Origin of the sequence: uncultured Microscilla sp. (assembly GCF_947493425.1) — a bacterium.
GTDB lineage: Bacteria > Bacteroidota > Bacteroidia > Cytophagales > Microscillaceae > Microscilla.
Window position 1 is genome coordinate 1 of the sequence record NZ_CANLRP010000177.1, and the last position, 17,177, is coordinate 17,177.

Here is a 17,177-nt window from a genome sequence, read left to right on the forward strand (position 1 = left end):
TTAGATACCGATGTATATCGGTGCTCACCGAAGGTAATCAGTAGTCAACTTTGGCTAAAATCACTGCGGAGTATTGAGCATAAAAAAACCTTAAAAAAATCAAGGCATAGGCAATAGCTTATGCCTTATTTTTTGCTCTCCCCTCCCCTCTCTTCGCTACATTTTATCCTGCCAAAACAGGTTTAAATACATTATTTTGTCCATATTTGCGGGTATGTACTCATTACAAGCGTGCTGCAGCCTTGGAGCAATACGGCTGCTGTGATGTAACCATCTATGTATGGTGATAACATTCTATGTTTTTTAAAACCAAATTATAATCATGAGAAAAATTCATTATCGACTGCTTTTAACCCTGCTACTTATGAGCGTAGGGTTGTATAGCCACGCCCAAATTAGCCCACGCTGGACCAATACTCCGGCTATTTCGCCCGATGGCAACACCATTGTATTTAGTTACAAAGGTGATTTGTACAAGGTGCCCACACAAGGAGGCACTGCCACTCTGTTGACCTTGCACAAGGGACACGACATGAAGCCAATATGGTCAAAAGATGGTCAAAACATTGCTTTTATGTCTGACCGTTACGGCAACTTTGATATTTACCTTATCTCGATACAAGGTGGGCAAGCCAAACGACTGACTTACCATTCTTCTAACGACGAGCCTAGCAGCTTTACTCCAGATGGCAAGGCTATTTTATTTAAATCAAGCCGTTTGGACAATGCCCAAAACGCAATGTTTCCTTCTGGAGCAATGTCAGAGCTTTATCAAGTATCGTTAAAAGGAGGCAAACCTACCCAAATATTGACTACACCTGCTTTATACGCCAACTACGACAAAGCTGGAAAAGTGATGGTTTTTCAAGACCAGAAGGGATACGAAGATACCCGCCGCAAACACCATACGTCTTCGGTTACCCGTGATGTGTGGAGCTATGTGCCTGCCACCAATACTTTTACTCAACTGACCAGTTTCAAGGGAGAAGATTTAAACCCGGTTATTTCGGAAGATGGAAAAACAATGGTGTACCTAAGCGCAGAAAAAGGGAGTATCAATGTATTTGAAATGACTTTGAGCAACCAGCAAAAGAAACCTCTGACTCAGTTTAAAGACCATCCGGTAAGAGATTTGAGCCGTGCCAACAATGGGACACTTTGCTACCGCTACGCGGGCGAAATATACACCCAAACAAGCAATGGTTCGCCTCAAAAAGTGAACATCAAAATATTTAGTGAAGATCGCCATAACCCCGAAGAAATCGTATCGATCAATCGGGGAGCTACCGACCTGGCAATATCGCCTAATGGCAAAGAAGTGGCATTTGTAGTACGTGGAGAGGTGTTTGCCGCTTCTATCGAAGGGGGAACTACCAAACGTATAACCAATACCCCAGAGCAAGAACGTAATATTAGCTTTAGCCCTGATGGACGCTCTATTTTATACGCGGGTGAGCGCAACGGTAGCTGGAACCTGTACCAAACTTCGTTGAGTCGCAAAGAAGAGAAATACTTTTTTAGTGCTACCATACTCAAAGAAACGCCAGTGTTGGAGTCGAACAAAGAAACTTTTGACCCCAAGTATTCGCCCGATGGCAAAGAGGTAGCTTTTCTCGAAGAACGCACCACCTTAAGGGTGATCAACCTTGCCAGTAAAAAAATAAGAACCATTGTGCCTGGTAATAAAAACTACTCTTACATTGATGGAGACCAGTACTACGATTGGTCGCCGGATGGCAAATGGTTTTTGGTTGATTTTCTGCCTCGTAAACAGTGGATTGGCGAAGTAGGGCTGGTAAGTTCACAAGGAACCAAAAACCCAGTACACAACCTCACCCAAAGTGGCTACTCTGATGGAGGAGGTACCTGGGCAATGAGTGGCGACATGATGTTTTATTACTCTGACCGCCACGGTATGCGCAGTCAGGCAAGCTGGGGGAGTCAAATGGACATTTATGCCATGTTTTTTACCAAAGATGCTTACGATAAGTTTAAGCTAAGCAAAGAAGACTATGCTTTGTTGAAAGAAAGGGAAAAAGACAAAAAAAAGAAAGACAAATCGGCTAAAGCCAAAGGTAAGAAAACCAAGAAAGGAGATAAAAAAGGGGGCAAAAAACTCAAACCTGTCAAAATAGAACTGGAAGGGATACAAGATCGCAAAGTTCGTCTGACTATTCACTCGTCTAACCTGAGCTCGGCTTTGGTGTCTAAAGATGGTAAAAAACTGTATTACCTGGCACGTTTCGAGAAAGGTTACAACCTTTGGGAAAGCAACCTGCGTACGCGTGCAACCAAAATTTTGGCAAAACTCAACTCAAGAGGTGGGGGTATGAGATGGGACAAAGACCAAAAGAATATCTTCTTGTTGGCTTCTGGCGGTATTAGCAAAATAAACCCCAAAAGTGGTAAAAGAAAAAGTATTCGCTTTAGTGGCGAGATGTTGCTAAACAAAGCCAAAGAACGTGAATATATGTATGAACACATGTGGCGCCAGGTACAAAAAAAGTTTTACCTCAAAGACTTGCACAAGGTAGACTGGAACGGTTTAAAAAAGGCCTATGCTCAGTATTTGCCCCACATCAACAATAACCACGACTACGCCGATATGATGAGCGAGTTGTTGGGAGAATTGAATGCTTCGCATACGGGTTGTTTTTACCGTGCCCGTCACAAAAATGCTGATGCTACCGCAAGCTTGGGTATTTATTATGACAACAGCCACACCGGCACAGGGCTCAAAGTAACCGAGGTAATGAAAGGAAGCCCCATTGACAAGGCGGGAACCAAAATAAAGGCAGGAGTGATTATAGAAAAAATAAACGGCATTGAGCTAAGCCCTGAAACAAACCCTTATCAACTGCTGAATCGCAAAAAAGGCAAATACACGTTGTTGTCGTTGTATAACCCTAAAACCAAGCAAAGATGGGAAGAGACTACCAAGCCTATCGGACGCCGACAAGAGTTTCAGTTACGCTACAAGAGATGGGTAAACAGAATGGAACAGATGGTACACAAACTGTCAAAAGGCAAAGTGGGCTATGTGCATGTAAGAGGCATGGATGAGGGTAGTTTCCGTAAGGTATACGAAGATGCTCTAGGCAAGCACGCAGGCAAGTCGGCGTTGATTGTAGATACCCGATTCAATGGTGGTGGTTGGTTACACGATGACCTGGCTACTTTTTTGAATGGCAAAAAATACCTGGAGTTTGTACCACGTGGACAAAACTTAGGCTCTGAGCCTCAGTTTAAGTGGACCAAGCCTTCGGTGGTGGTAATGAATGAGTCTAACTACTCTGATGCCCACATGTTTCCGTTTGTTTACAAGACCTTAGGAATAGGCAAGTTGGTGGGCATGCCTGTGCCTGGTACTGGTACTGCAGTATGGTGGGAAACCCTCCAGGACAGGTCTTTGACTTTTGGTATTCCTCAGGTAGGCATGCGGGTAAACGATGGCACTTACCTTGAAAACAAGCAATTGGAGCCCGACATTAAGGTAAACAATGATTTTGACAAGGTGAGCAAGGGCGAAGATCAGCAAATACAAGCCGCTGTAAAAGAAATGTTGAAACAAGTGGCTGCTAACCAGGCGAGCAAAAAGAATAAGTAAGACCATATCTATTCTTTAAATAGTATTATTTGAGCACAGGGTTTTTATCCTGTGCTTTTTTTATGTGCCTTATCTCTTATAAAAAGTACAAAATATTTTGATTCTTCAGCCCAGCCTTTTTTATTTGATCAGATAGACTACAAAAAAGCCCAGAGTATAGAAAGCCATGATCGCATTCCTCATTTTTTTACCATTTGTATTAACCTTTGCCCTCATTGGAGTATATGTAGAGCGTAAAGTGTCGGCGTTTATACAAGACCGAATGGGCCCTATGGAGGTAGGCCCTATGGGTTTGCTACAAACCTTGGCAGATATACTCAAGCTGATACAAAAAGAAGACATTGTACCTACCAATGCCGACAAGTGGATATTTAAGATTGCCCCCATCATTATTTTTGTGGCAGTGTTTGCGGGCTTTGCCGCCATACCATTTGCGCCCGAACTCATCGGCTCAGGTGCAGCAGTGGGTTTATTATATGTGTTGGCCATTGTGTCGCTCGATGTCATTGGTATTTTAATGGCTGGCTGGGCCTCTAACAGTAAATACCCTTTATTGGGAGCCATGCGCTCGGTGGCGCAAATTGTGTCTTACGAGATTCCGGTGGGCTTGGTAGTGCTTGCCGTAGTGATGATTACCCAAACGCTCGACTTACAGGACATGAGCTTTCAGCAAGGAATATGGGTGCAGTCTCACCCAGCCCATACCCAAGACACAAACTACCTGTTTGGGCTCAAAGCCTTGGGCGTAGATGTAACCCACTGGGGTGGTTTCTTTAGCTGGAACATTGTCAGAGCCCCTTTTCTTATAATCGCCTTTGTTATATTTTTTATTGGTACCCTTGCCGAAGCCAACCGAGCTCCTTTTGATATTCCAGAAGCAGAGTCTGAGCTCATTGCAGGGTTTCATACCGAATACTCAGGCATACGCTTTGCCATGATGATGCTTGCCGAATATGCCATGATGTTGTTGGTGAGTTTTTTAGCCGTCATCTTGTTTTTGGGCAGTTGGAACACCCCTTTGCCCAACATAGGAGCGGTGCAGCTTGCCACCTGGACAAGTGGGGCTCCTGGTACCGTTTATGGCTATATTACGGGCGCCTTCTGGCTCATGAGTAAAACCTTTGTGTTGGTATTTATCCAAATGTGGGTACGTTGGACTTACCCTCGATTGCGGGTAGATCAATTGATGTATTTGTGCTGGAAAGTGCTCATTCCGTTTGCCATTGCCATAGTATTACTGTCGGGCATTTGGCGCTTGTGGATGGTGTAATCGCTATCCTAAAACCCCGCTTTTTTAGGCGTTTCGAAGGGGAGTTTGAGAATTGAGAATTACGAATTGGGCAAAGCCATTCGTAATTTATTTAGTCCATAGTTTTTAGTCTCGCCTCGCGCCAATTCGTAATTAGCTTACGCAGAGCTCCCTTCGGTCGGTTCGTAATTTATTTAGTCCATAGCCCTGACAGGGGGGCAAGTCCTTAGATGCCGATGCATATCGGTGCTTCAAGCGACAAGTCGCAAGTCCTTAGATACCGATAAATATCGGTGCTACACCCTGTTCCACAAGTAACCACGCTTTTGTATAACACTGATTTTCAGTTATTTACAAAAAGCGTAGTTAGAAGTTTTTAGTCTCGCCTTGCGCCAATTCGTAATTAGCTTTGCAGAGCTCCCTTTGGTCGGTTCGTAATTCTCAAATTCGTAATTAGCTTACGCAGAGCTCCCTCCTCACTCTCTTATTTGCAAAAACGAGAAAACAAAACCCACCCCTCCTAAGTAGCAGCAAGTCCTTAAAGCTTGTCGTTACTACTGCAATCCATACTTCTCTATTGCCTTTAGAATATGCTCAGAATAAGCAATAAGTGGTGCTTCATCTTTGCCAATAAATTCGGTTGATTGCCGCAAAATATCCTCCATAGCCCCCACCGACACATTGGGATAAAACTTGGCAAGGTTGGTAGGCAAGTCGCCGCGTGAATAAGCGTAGCCCTCTGGGGGGGCAGTTGCCCAATAACGGGGGGCATCTTTCCAGCCTGGTACCCGGCTACGACGCTTTTCGTCTTTTTCTTTCTCCTTTTGGCGCTGTTCCTTCAAGTCCTGGCGCAGAAAATGGTCCCGGTCTAGTTTTTCGCCCTTTGCCTCGCCAATCTCAGCCGCCACTACATCCATGGCGCTCTGCAGGTGGCTCGCCCTGATCTCTATATCGCCATTTGCCTTGGTTTCGTGCGCCTCGTCTGCTTTCGCTAATTCGGCTGCCTTTTCTACAATTTGTATAATGTACCACTTGCTCAAAGTATAAATTTGCGCCATGTTTTTCACCATATCTTTGCGGGCAAAAGCAAAGCCTTGGGGCAAAGGCTCCGGCCAAAACTTTTCGGCCTCGGCGGGCGACAATATCCTTTTGAGCTTTTTCTCTTCTGCCTCCTGGCGGGCTTTTTCTTCGGCAGCTTTGCGCAACTTGTCCTGAGCGGCTTGTTCTTCTTTAGTTAACTTCTTTTGGGCAGCTTTTTCTTTCTTCTTGCCCTCCTCTTTCTTGTCCTCCTCTTTTTGCTTGTCCTTTTCTCGGCCCATCTCCTTGAGCTTGCTCAGGTCTACCAGCTGCATCGTACGGCTGCTTTTTTGCTCCGCTTCTTTTTGGGTTTTCGCCTTTTCTTCTTCCAGCAACTCGTAAATTTTTGCCTGAATCTCGTTCCAGTTCAGGTTTTTTACCGCGCACAAATCACGCAAAACCACCTCTATGCCCTCTTTGAAAGGAATGTCGTGGTAAGGTCCCCCTTCCCAACGGCGTTTGACCTTTTTTACCAACGCTTTGATATCTTCTTCGGTGAGCACTACCGATCGACTCAAAATACGGGGCATATACAGCGGGTTGTACTGCCATTTGGGGGGCAAGGCGCGTTCCCATAGCAATTGTTGCAAGTACTCCTCCTCGTCTACCTGGGCTTCGTTCATCAGGTCGCGGGGGCGCACATACACCTCATTAAACTTGATCAATTCGCTCTTGATGGCGGGCTCCAGGTGCAAATCGTAGTCGAGCACCTTTACCTCGCTGCCATACACCGCCAGCGCCACCTGCTTCATAATGTTGTTGATTTGTGCCCCGGTAAGCCTGAACTTCTCGCCCAGAATGCGGGCAAAGTTATCGGTGGGGTACTCCAGGTTGGCAGGTTGGTAGTTTTTCCACAATTGGGTACGTTCGTCGGCTTCGGGTGGCGGCACCAATATAGTAGCCCCAATCCGGCGTTGAATGGCGGGGTCGAGGTTTTGCTGAAAGTTGGACGCCAAAATGATGAGTCCCGGAAAACTCTCAATTTTTTGCAACAAGTTGCTCACGTCAAAGTTGGCGTAGCGGTCTTTGCTGTCGTTTACCTCAGAGCGTTTGCCAATGAGGGCGTCAGCTTCGTCGATAAACAAAATGCTGGGCTCGCCCTTGAGGTGGTCAATGGCGCGGGTGAGTTCTTCAAACACCTGGTTGATGTTTTTAGAAGTTTCGCCGATGTACTTAGACACTACTTGGGCAAGTTCCAGCTGATAGGTCACCAGCCCCACCTCTTTGCCTATGGTGGTGGCAATGAGGGTTTTACCCGTGCCCGGAGGTCCTTGCAACAAGCTAATGTAGCCGCTCTTGAAGTGACCGCTTGCCTCGGCATCATTGAAAAAGTCTTTGCCATTGCGGGCGTAATTGAGCAAAGGGGTCAAAGCGTTTTTGGTTTCATCATTGAGCACCAAATCGTCAAAAGTAAGCGGGGTATCGAGCTTGGTAATGGGCAAGTCCTGGTTGTCTTCGGGCAGGGGCATGTTGCCGCCCAAAAAGTATTGCCAGATGTTGGGGTTGAGCGAGATCAAGAGGTTTTTCCATTCGTCGCTGAGGTTGGCTTGCGAGTAGCGACTGTTAGGGTTGGTAAGCACTATGCCTAGTTTTCGGAGTTTATCGGCGTTGGAGCGAAAAGACAGTTGATACCGGGCTTGATTGTTTAAGTCGGCGCCTGCCAACAAGTATAGTACGGTTTGGATAGAGGGTAAGAAACGCCTCCCTTGTTCTTCGAGTTTGCCGCCTACCAACGACGATATCACCCGGGGTTTGGTAAGCTCTTGTAAGCCAAAAAACAAGGAATCGTTGAGGCTCAATGCCATGGCAGTGGCAAGCAATAAACGAATGCTATATTCTTTGCTTACCCCATGCTTTTGGAGCCACTTGCCATACTGACTTTCGGTTTCTATGGTTGGAAAAACAATAGGATCATCATTAAAGTCAGGCAATTCAAAAAAATCTTTAAAATCGTGTGCTCCAGCAGGAGCCTGATAACGGCACCAGATGATTTTTAGCCACCAGTTGAGTTCGCGGTGTACCCCATCCAGGTGGTCGTTTTTGGGTACCGATCGGCGCAAAGCTACCACCCGGTTCAGCTTCTTGACTTGTTCTATGGGGAGCATCTTTTGAGAAGTATCCAAAGCAACAGTCGTTTCTTCCTGGGTGGTTTCTTGGTGGTTGTAGCTACTCTCTGGTTTGTTTTCTTCCGAAATTTGTTCTGACTCCATAATGATGGTGTGGTTATGATACTTGGTTTTGTGAATGCTTGTTAAATATATTAAAAAACTTGGCTTGTGCTGGTTTTTAATGATAGATGTTTTGTCAACTCTGGGGTTTCTTTGTATTTTGCCCTGCCTGTGCTCAATATATAAAAAATAAGGATTAAGTAATGGACAAAAAATAACCCCCGATGAATCGGGACTGTAAGCTTTCGATTTAGGAAATGACCCTTACTCCTGATGCTTCGTTATTTTTATTGCCCGTAGCGCTGCTACGAGCGCAAAAAATGCCTCGCCTCAGTAGCAAATCTCTATCTCCAAATGGATACTTTATTTTTCAACCATTAAGTAGCAGCAAGTCCTTAGATACCGATGAATATCGGTGCAATTAGCTATAAGTAAAGATAACTCTCTCATAATATGATAGTTATACTTGCATATTAGATATATTTAATTTTGTCCACTTACTTACTAAACAATACTCCGCAGTGATTTTTAGTCAAAGTTGTTTGCTGTTTATCAGTTATTTATGAATTTAAAAACTATTTAATTGGATGTTTAGGCATAAAACCGAAACACTTTTAAAAATAAAGTGAGTATACAATCTCAATATAAAATACTGGTTTACAGTATTTAACAAGGTGAACATTTACTCGAATCAGCTATGGACTATCGACTAAATACTATGGACTATTGTACTAAATACACCGACAACAAGTACAACTTATGATGAACAAGCATCAACAAAAGTTAGACCCGCCTGGTTTTTGGGAAGAGGAGTTTTTTGGGTCAGATGAAGATCATTTACAGTCTTTGTATGACCAGGACGAGGTAATCGAGCAAAATTCGTGGCTGCAGGAAAGCATCGATAAAACTGCTGCCATCAAAAAGCAAATACTCACCAAACAATACGAAACTCACACCTACAAGGGCTATGCGGTGGATGGTTCGTTTTATAACTTTTGGCGCAGGCACCACGAGGCAGAGCAAATAAAAATGAGCTACCTGGAGTTTAAAAAGTTTAACGACCACATAGACTGGAGCAAAGGAGCGCAAGAAGGAGACGAGATTCATTTGCCATTGGGCGCCCAATATATAGGCATGGACGACCTACTGAAGCTCGACGCCACCAAAGATAATTACGCGTTATACCTCGACAAGGCAAAAAACCTGATTTTGAGCAACCCCCATGTAGGTTATATCTCGCCACAACGCCTTGATAGCATAGATATGCGCCCCGATGAAAAGACTTGGGCTAACAAAAGCGACGAAGTTAATCCTCCAAGCCTCAAATATTTGCGTTATGTGGTGCTCTTAAACGACGATTTTGCTTTTATTAGCCAAAAAACTGGCTTGCCCGAACAAGTACTGAAGGCAGGGCTTGAGGGCCCCCTGCAGCCTGGAGTTTCTATCAGAATAAATCCTAACCAGGGCAATATGATTCTCAATTTTGAGAAATGGGCAGCACAAGCTCAACACTCTGGGGCGCTTTTGTCGCAAATGTCTTTGACCCAAGGACACTCAAACAACTTTATCCATATCATTTGGATGGAAACTTACAGCTTTTTTGCCAGGGTATACAACAACGACAGCTTTGAGACCGTTACCCACCAGTTTATTACCAATGCCATTAAAGAACATAATAAAGACAAATGGATACCACCCAGCAATGGCAACAACCCCATAGGCGATAATATAGATGAAAAAGGCTTTGCCGATGTGGCAGTAGCTTGGCTAGACGGAAAGGGTTCTAAGCATATGTATGTGTATACTTACTCTTCTCAGCTCAACCGCGTAGAGTATAAATGTACTTATGATGAGTATGTGCAGGCACAGTATGATAAGGATGATGAGGAAAAGAGGAAGAAGGAGAAAAAGAAAAAAGAAGAGCATAAAAGAACTTTTAACAAAAACGGTACAGTAAGTAATTTACCTGGCTTCTTTAAGATTTTGGGTAATACCATTGATGAGTTAGTGCCTCATGATGGAAGTAAAGCTAAACTTGAACTAGAATTAAAGATACCATCTAAGGTAAAAGCAGGCTTACATACTATGTTTGAACTTGAGAATGATGGAGGAAAAATAAAGCTCCATAGTAGGTTAGGTTTTATAGTGGAAGGTGAAATACCTAAAATTGCAGATGTTTCTTTTAAAGCAGGAGGTTATATAGAAGCCCAAGGGGCATCTGGGCAACATGCCTTACAACTATACCAATTTAATTTTTATCATTGGTTACGTATGAAAGCCAGCGGCTTAATCCATCACAGTTTATTAGAGGAAGTAATTGGTTATGCTATAGGAGGGATTTTATGGAAAGGCAAACTTATGAAGAGTAAAGAAAAAGCTGGTCTTGCTTTACATATGTTTTTAAATGCAGCCTTTAGTGAGGAAAAAAATCCGAAAAAAGCATCAGAAGACTTTGCTGGGGCAGAGGCTTGGGCTAATAAGGTAAAAGGAGTAATAAAAAGTGGAGATTATTATGTAGAAAGTGGTTTTTACTTTAAAATCACGGCAAGTTTAGAGTTAGGTAAAAACATAGGAGCTCTTAAAAAATTGTCTCTTGAAGCAGAAGCTGAAACCTTGTTGGGTAATCGGATAGACAAAGATTCTATAGGCAACGCTGAAGACAAAAGGAAAAAAGAAGGCAAATCGGTAGTGCCTACTGAGAAAGACTATTACCAAATAGGTGAAAACATCAAAACATTTGCCTTCAAAGCAAAGCTTGGATTGAATGTACCCGATCCAGCAAATCCAGATAAGTTCCTTGCTGGACAGGACAAAGGTTTTATTGAAGCAGGAATTAAGTTCGTTACTACTGGTGACTTTAGTCTCAAGGAACTTGAGATAGAAATTGTGCCTACGGTATCTATGGGTTGGTTGATGAATAAACTTAAATACTTTAAGGATGCTACTGGGCGACAAAAATGGTTGCGAAGTACCATTCTTACCAGTGTTACTGCTGCTGTAGGCAGGCTTTCGCAAGAAAGTAAATACCCTCAAATAGGGGATGGGCTTAATCTAATTGGGGCTACTGCCAGTCAGTTTAAATTTGACAAAGTATCACAAAATCTTACAAATTTCTACGGTTTAGATGGACCTGCTTTGGAAATCAAAAATTATTTGCAACTTTCGATGAAATATAAATATGTACCAGCCCAGAAAAAAGGGGATAAAACTGAGCATTCTGTAGAGTTTTTAGTATATGATACTCTTAAATTTGCTTTAGATATAGAAGTTATAAAACTAGAGTTAGAAAAAGCCAATCCTATATCACCCAAAATGGGAAAAACTTTTAAAAAATAAACTATGTATAGCAAAACGTATATAAGCCTGCTGGCATTGATTTTTATTACTTTGACCAGTTGCGCTCAAAACAAGCAAGAAACTGTGAAACTATTGAGTATGGAAGCATTGGATAAAATGAAGGGCACCAACCCTGAAGGAAACATTGAAAAGCCTGAAGAGGTGGTAAAGCTTGACTTGTCATTGGGAGCAGGTAAAAAGTATTTAGAGAAACTAAGCCAGTTTAAAAACTTGCAATATTTATCTTTAGAAAGCTGTGAGTTGGGTAAAATACCAGAGGCAGTGTTTGACTTACCTTATTTGCAGTGGTTAAATATAGTAGATAATAAGTTAGACAAATTGCCTAAAAGTATAGGTAAATTAATTCAACTACGTAGGTTAGATATAGGAAGTAATCCTTTTAATGAATTGCCAGCTGAAATTGGTAAATTAACCACACTTGAGGATTTAGGTTTGGCAAATACTCAAATTAAAACTTACCCAAAGGAATTTGCTAATTTAAAAAAGTTACACTCAATTGATTTTCGGATGGCTAATGTAAAAGAGCTACCTGAGGTATTGGGTAAGTTATCTTCACTTAAAACACTCTATTTACATTTTAACCCTGACATTAATTCTAAACAAGCTTTTAAAGTATTGGCCAAACTACCAAATCTAGAGACGTTAATTTATAACAATTGTAATGTAACTATTTTACCACAAGAAGTAACACAGTTGAAAAATTTGAAAAATGTTACATTAGGTGATAAAAGCATTGAGTTAAATCAAGTATTAGGATTGTTAGGGGAGGGGACCAAGGTAGAGGATTTAACCATAAGTAGGTTAAAAACTTTACCAAAAGAAATACAGCAGCTAAAAAAAATAAGAACTTTACAATTACTTTTAGTAGAAAATACTCAAGCAGAACAAGATCAAGTTTTCGAAAATTTGCAAGGAATAGCTTCGTTAGAGTATTTGCATGTATACGGTAAAGATTTTAAACCTTTAACTAAAGAAATAGGTAAACTCACTCAATTGACAACCTTAAAGCTCATTGGTAATAGTTTGAAAACGCTTCCCGAAGAAATTAAAAATCTTACCAAGCTAAAACTATTAGACTTGAGTAGTAATGTTTTCTCCGACCAAGAAAAAGCACGGATCAAAAAACTATTACCAAATACCGAGATTAAGTTTTAAACAAAAAGTTTTGGTATATTGGCAAGCCTTGTTCCTGCGTGGGGGCAAGGCTTTTTTATGGATGAAAACGAAATAATATGAAAAAATATATTGGGTTAGTTAGTTTCCTGCTTTTGTTTACTTTGACCAGTTGCGCTCAAAACAAGCAAGAAACTGTGAAACTATTGAGTATGGAAGCATTGGAAAAGATGGAGGCTCTAGCGCCTGAAAAGGCATTAGAAAGTCCCGAAGAAGTAGTGAAGTTAAACCTTGTAAATGTAGAACAAAAGTATTTTCATGAATTGGGTAAGTTTAAAAACTTGCAATACTTAAAGTTAGAAGCTAATAAGTTGGGCAAAATTCCTGCGGGTGTTTTTAAGCTTAAAAATTTACAGTATCTCAATATTTCGTCTAACCAGATAAGTAACTTATCGGCTGATTTTGGGGAGTTATCATCCTTACAAGTTTTATATTTGGGTAATAATCCATTAGAAAGTCTGCCCACAGAGTTCATGAATTTAAAAGAGTTGAAATTTTTAAGTTTAATCAATACTAATATAAAATCTTACCCCAAAGCATTAGGTAAGTTGAGTAAGCTTGAAGAAATTGTATTGCAAAACGGGAATGTGACTACATTACCAGAACAGTTTAGTGAGTTAAGTGCTATGAAAGCAATATATTTAAACTATAACCCTGAGATTAACCTAAAACAAGTTTGTGGGGTTTTGTCTAAGTTACCTAAATTGGAGGAGATAGTATTGACCAATAGTAATATAAAAGAATTACCATCAGAACTTTCAGGTTTAATTCATCTTAAAAAATTCTCAATTGATGCTAAGGTGCTTGATGTACAACAAGCTCTAACAACGCTCAAAAATCTTCCTAAGCTAGAGTTTATATACATTTATAAACTCTCAGCCCTTCCAGAAGAAGTGGAAAAGCTAAAACAACTTAAAAAAGCAACGTTTTGGTTACAAAGACCAACACAAACAAATTGGGAAACTCTATTTGATAACTTAGCAAAAGTAAAACTTCTTGAAGATTTACAGGTTTATGGTGGCGGTGGAAAGGAGGTTCCTAAGCAAATAGAGCAATTTCAAAAATTAAAATACTTACGTTTGGCTGGTAATGCTTTAACAACACTCCCAGAAGAAATAAAAAAGCTTAAAAACCTCAAACTCCTTAATCTAGAAATGAATAAATTCCCCCCTGAAGAAAAAGTCCGGATCAAAAAACTATTACCAAATACCGAGATTAAGTTTTAAACAAAAAGTTTTGGTATATTGGCAAGCCTTGTTCCTGCGTGGGGGCAAGGCTTTTTTATGGATGAAAACGAAATAATATGAAAAAATATATTGGGTTAGTTAGTTTCCTGCTTTTGTTTACTTTGACCAGTTGCGCCCAAAATAAGCAAAACGCAAAGAAACTATTGAGTATGGAAGCATTGGAAAAGATGAAGGGCACTGGCCCCGAAGCACCCATTGAAAAGCCTGAAGAGGTAATTAAACTGGATTTGACGGGGGGAGTAGGTACAAAACATATCAAGAATTTAGCTCAGTTTAAAAATCTGCAGTATTTATCTTTAGAAAGCTGTGAGTTGGGTAAAATACCAGAAGTAGTATTTGATTTACCTCATTTGCAATGGTTAAATATAGTGGATAATAAGTTAGATAAACTACCCAAAAGTATAGGCAAATTAGCTCGACTGCGTAGTCTAGACATAGGAAATAATCCTTTTACTGAATTGCCAGCCGAAATTGGTAAATTAACGGCACTTGAGGAGTTAGGTTTAGCAGATACTCAAATTAAAACTTACCCACAGGAGTTTGCGAATTTAAAAAAATTACATTCAATCAATTTCCTAATGGCTAATGTGAAAGAGTTACCTGAGGTATTGGGTAAGCTATCTTCACTTAAAAACATCTATTTGCACTTTAACCCTGAAATTGATTCTAAACAAGTGTTTGGTGTATTGACTAAACTGCCAAATCTGGAGGTGTTAATTTATGACAACTGTAATGTAACTACTTTGCCACAAGAAGTAACTCAGCTGAAAAGCCTAAAAAAGTTTGAGTTTGGTGATAAGGATATAAATACAAGTCAGGTATTAAAGTTATTAGGAGAGTTACCGAAACTTGAGTACTCAACCATGAGCGTATTAAAAACTTTACCAAAAGACGTTAGACAATTAAAAAAACTAAAAACCTTACAGTTAATGTTGACAAAAAATACTCAAGAAGAACAAGACCAAGTATTTATAAGCTTACAAGGAATGTCTTCACTAAAGTATTTACATGTGTATGGTGATGATTTTAAACCTTTGACCAAAGAAATAGGTAAACTTGTCCAATTGACAACCTTAAAACTCATTGGTAATAGTTTGAAAACGCTTCCCGAAGAAATTAAAAACCTTACAAAATTACAGTTATTAGACCTTACACGAAACGATTTCTCCGACCAAGAAAAAGCCCGGATCAAAAAACTATTACCCAATACCGAGATTAAGTTTTAAACAAAAAGTTTTGGTATATTGGCAAGCCTTGTTCCTGCGTGGGGGCAAGGCTTTTTTTGATGGACGAAAACGAAATAAGATGAAAAAATATATTGGGTTAGTTAGTTTCCTGCTTTTGTTTACTTTGACCAGTTGCGCCCAAAACAAGCAAAACGCCGTGAAACTATTAAGTATGGAAGCATTGGAAAAGATGAAGGGAACTAACCCTGAAGCACCCATTGAAAAGCCTGAAGAAGTAATCAAGCTGGATTTGACGGGTGGAGTAGGTACCAAACATATCAAAAATTTAGCTCAGTTTAAAAATCTGCAGTATTTGTCTTTAGAAAGTTGCGGGTTAGACAAAGTGCCAAATGCTGTATTTGATTTAAAACAGTTACAAGTTTTAAACATCGTGAATAACCAGTTAGCAATATTACCTAAAAAAATAGGTTCCCTTATCAACTTACGAAAACTAGAAATTGCATTTAATAGTTTTACTCAATTACCAGCAGAAATAGGTGATTTAGGTAAGTTAGAGCATTTGAATTTATCAAATGTTAAATTGACATCATATCCACCTGAGTTTTCTAAATTGAAAAATTTGAAAGAGGTAATTTTACAAAAAAGCAATGTTACATCTTTACCTAAACAATATGAAGGCTTAGCATCCTTAAGTTCTATATGGTTAAACCAAAATCCAAGTATTAATTTATCAACAACATTTAAGGTACTAGCTAAATTACCAAAATTGAAGGAAGTAGTGCTCACACGATCTGATATAAAAGTGTTACCTATGGATTTGCCTACACTACCAGGCTTACAAAGGTTATTGATAGATGGTAAAAGTTTAGATGTAAAACAGTCTATCCCATTTTTGAAAAAACTAGCTAGATTGGAGTATTTATATTTAGAAAATATTAGGCAAGTACCAGAAAACCTTCAACAATTGACTCAAGTAAAAGAGTTAGCTTTACGTTTGAAAATGGAGAATAAAGAGGATGTACAGCAATTATTTGCAAATATTAAAGCGATGTCTTCGCTTAATCTATTACAGGTTTATGGTGTAAAATCATTGCCTACAAATATAGGAGGACTAACAAGCTTAACTACCTTAAATCTAAGAGGGAATTTTTTAAAAACGCTCCCTGAAGAAATAAAGGACCTACAAAAACTTAAAACATTGAATTTACAAGTAAATAGTTTCCCCCCCGAAGAAAAAGCCCGGATCAAAAAACTATTACCAAATACCGAGATTAAGTTTTAAACAAAAAGTTTTGGTATATTGGCAAGCCTTGTTCCTGGTGGGGGCAAGGCTTTTTTATGGATGAAAACGAAATAAGATGAAAAAATATATTGGGTTAGTTAGTTTCCTGCTTTTGTTTACTTTGACCAGTTGCGCCCAAAACAAGCAAAACACCGTGAAACTATTAAGTATGGAAGCATTAGAAAAAATGGAGGCTCTAGCGCCTGAAGAGGCTATTAAAAAGCCTGACTCAATTATTAAGTTAAGTTTATCAGGAGGATCATATAACAAAATAGTGTCTAAACTTGATCAGTTTAAAAATCTGCAATATTTATCTTTGGAAAGTTGTGAGCTAGGCGAAATACCTGCGACAGTATTTGAAATGAAAAACCTGCGATGGTTAGATATTACAGATAATAAACTTACTCGAGTACCACAAAAGGTTGCAAAACTGACCAACTTAATTAGGTTAGATATGTCAGCGAATCCATTTACTGAACTACCACCAGAGATAGGGAGCTTAAAAAAACTTGAGTTTTTGGGCTTAGGAGAAACCAAGGTGAAATCCTATCCAAAAGAGTTTGGACAGCTAAAAAAACTTAAGGAAATTGTATTACAAAGGTATCCATTCCACGAAGTACAGGTAAGCCAAGCAACAACGTCTTTATAGGGTGTTATTTTTTAAAATTTTGCGGGTAAAATTTCTGAATATCTTGAATAGGAGCCTCCATGATGTTTTCCAGAGTGTACTTGAGCCATTTGTAGGGGTCTACGTCGTGTTTGTGACAGTTGGCGAAAAAGGTATAGATGACCGCCGACCTTTGAGCGGCATCGTGTGATCCTGCGAAGAG

General features: G+C 40.2%; 10 protein-coding genes. 8 read left to right on the forward strand and 2 right to left on the reverse strand.

Annotated elements, in window-relative coordinates:
- The first annotated feature begins 322 nt into the window (after positions 1–322).
- The gene (locus Q0954_RS27895) at positions 323–3,607 is read left to right on the forward strand and encodes a S41 family peptidase (protein ID WP_299463100.1); all 3,285 of its coding nucleotides are present in this window, start codon (positions 323–325) and stop codon (positions 3,605–3,607) included.
- A gap of 166 nt (positions 3,608–3,773) precedes the next feature.
- Positions 3,774–4,877 carry a complex I subunit 1 family protein gene (locus tag Q0954_RS27900; protein WP_299463103.1) on the forward strand — a complete coding sequence of 368 codons (1,104 nt, stop codon included), beginning with the start codon at positions 3,774–3,776 and terminating at the stop codon, positions 4,875–4,877.
- Between the two features lie 533 nt (positions 4,878–5,410).
- Here Q0954_RS27900 and Q0954_RS27905 read toward each other — a convergent pair.
- Complete coding sequence (locus tag Q0954_RS27905) at positions 5,411–8,143, reverse strand: AAA family ATPase (protein WP_299463106.1); 2,733 nt, start codon at positions 8,141–8,143, stop codon at positions 5,411–5,413.
- A gap of 717 nt (positions 8,144–8,860) precedes the next feature.
- Here Q0954_RS27905 and Q0954_RS27910 point away from each other — a divergent pair.
- The 6 genes from Q0954_RS27910 to Q0954_RS27935 all read left to right on the forward strand — a co-directional run bounded on the left by Q0954_RS27910 (position 8,861) and on the right by Q0954_RS27935 (position 16,996).
- The gene (locus tag Q0954_RS27910) at positions 8,861–11,437 is read left to right on the forward strand and encodes a hypothetical protein (protein WP_299463109.1); all 2,577 of its coding nucleotides are present in this window, start codon (positions 8,861–8,863) and stop codon (positions 11,435–11,437) included.
- Between the two features lie 99 nt (positions 11,438–11,536).
- Entirely contained in the window at positions 11,537–12,613 is a 1,077-nt protein-coding gene (locus Q0954_RS27915; protein WP_299463112.1) for a hypothetical protein, read from the forward strand.
- A 77-nt stretch (positions 12,614–12,690) separates the two neighbouring features.
- Entirely contained in the window at positions 12,691–13,857 is a 1,167-nt protein-coding gene (locus Q0954_RS27920) for a leucine-rich repeat domain-containing protein (protein WP_299463115.1), read from the forward strand.
- Positions 13,858–13,934: 77 nt separating this feature from the next.
- Positions 13,935–15,104 carry a hypothetical protein gene (locus Q0954_RS27925; protein ID WP_299463118.1) on the forward strand — a complete coding sequence of 390 codons (1,170 nt, stop codon included), beginning with the start codon at positions 13,935–13,937 and terminating at the stop codon, positions 15,102–15,104.
- Positions 15,105–15,114: 10 nt separating this feature from the next.
- Positions 15,115–16,347, forward strand: a complete 1,233-nt coding sequence (locus Q0954_RS27930) for a leucine-rich repeat domain-containing protein (protein WP_299463121.1) — start codon at positions 15,115–15,117, stop codon at positions 16,345–16,347.
- Positions 16,348–16,423: 76 nt separating this feature from the next.
- Positions 16,424–16,996, forward strand: a complete 573-nt coding sequence (locus Q0954_RS27935; RefSeq protein ID WP_299463124.1) for a leucine-rich repeat domain-containing protein — start codon at positions 16,424–16,426, stop codon at positions 16,994–16,996.
- 4 nt (positions 16,997–17,000) lie between these two features.
- Here Q0954_RS27935 and Q0954_RS27940 read toward each other — a convergent pair.
- Positions 17,001–17,177 (reverse strand): transposase domain-containing protein (locus tag Q0954_RS27940; RefSeq protein WP_299463127.1); only part of this gene is annotated, 177 nt, incomplete at its 5' end.

Coding starts and splice junctions, on each gene's coding strand:
- Q0954_RS27895 (WP_299463100.1), top strand. CDS start 323: ATGAGAAAAATTCATTATCGACTGCTTTTAACCCTGCTACTTATGAGC.
- Q0954_RS27900 (WP_299463103.1), top strand. CDS start 3,774: ATGATCGCATTCCTCATTTTTTTACCATTTGTATTAACCTTTGCCCTC.
- Q0954_RS27905 (WP_299463106.1), bottom strand. CDS start 8,143: ATGGAGTCAGAACAAATTTCGGAAGAAAACAAACCAGAGAGTAGCTAC.
- Q0954_RS27910 (WP_299463109.1), top strand. CDS start 8,861: ATGATGAACAAGCATCAACAAAAGTTAGACCCGCCTGGTTTTTGGGAA.
- Q0954_RS27915 (WP_299463112.1), top strand. CDS start 11,537: ATGGAAGCATTGGATAAAATGAAGGGCACCAACCCTGAAGGAAACATT.
- Q0954_RS27920 (WP_299463115.1), top strand. CDS start 12,691: ATGAAAAAATATATTGGGTTAGTTAGTTTCCTGCTTTTGTTTACTTTG.
- Q0954_RS27925 (WP_299463118.1), top strand. CDS start 13,935: ATGAAAAAATATATTGGGTTAGTTAGTTTCCTGCTTTTGTTTACTTTG.
- Q0954_RS27935 (WP_299463124.1), top strand. CDS start 16,424: ATGAAAAAATATATTGGGTTAGTTAGTTTCCTGCTTTTGTTTACTTTG.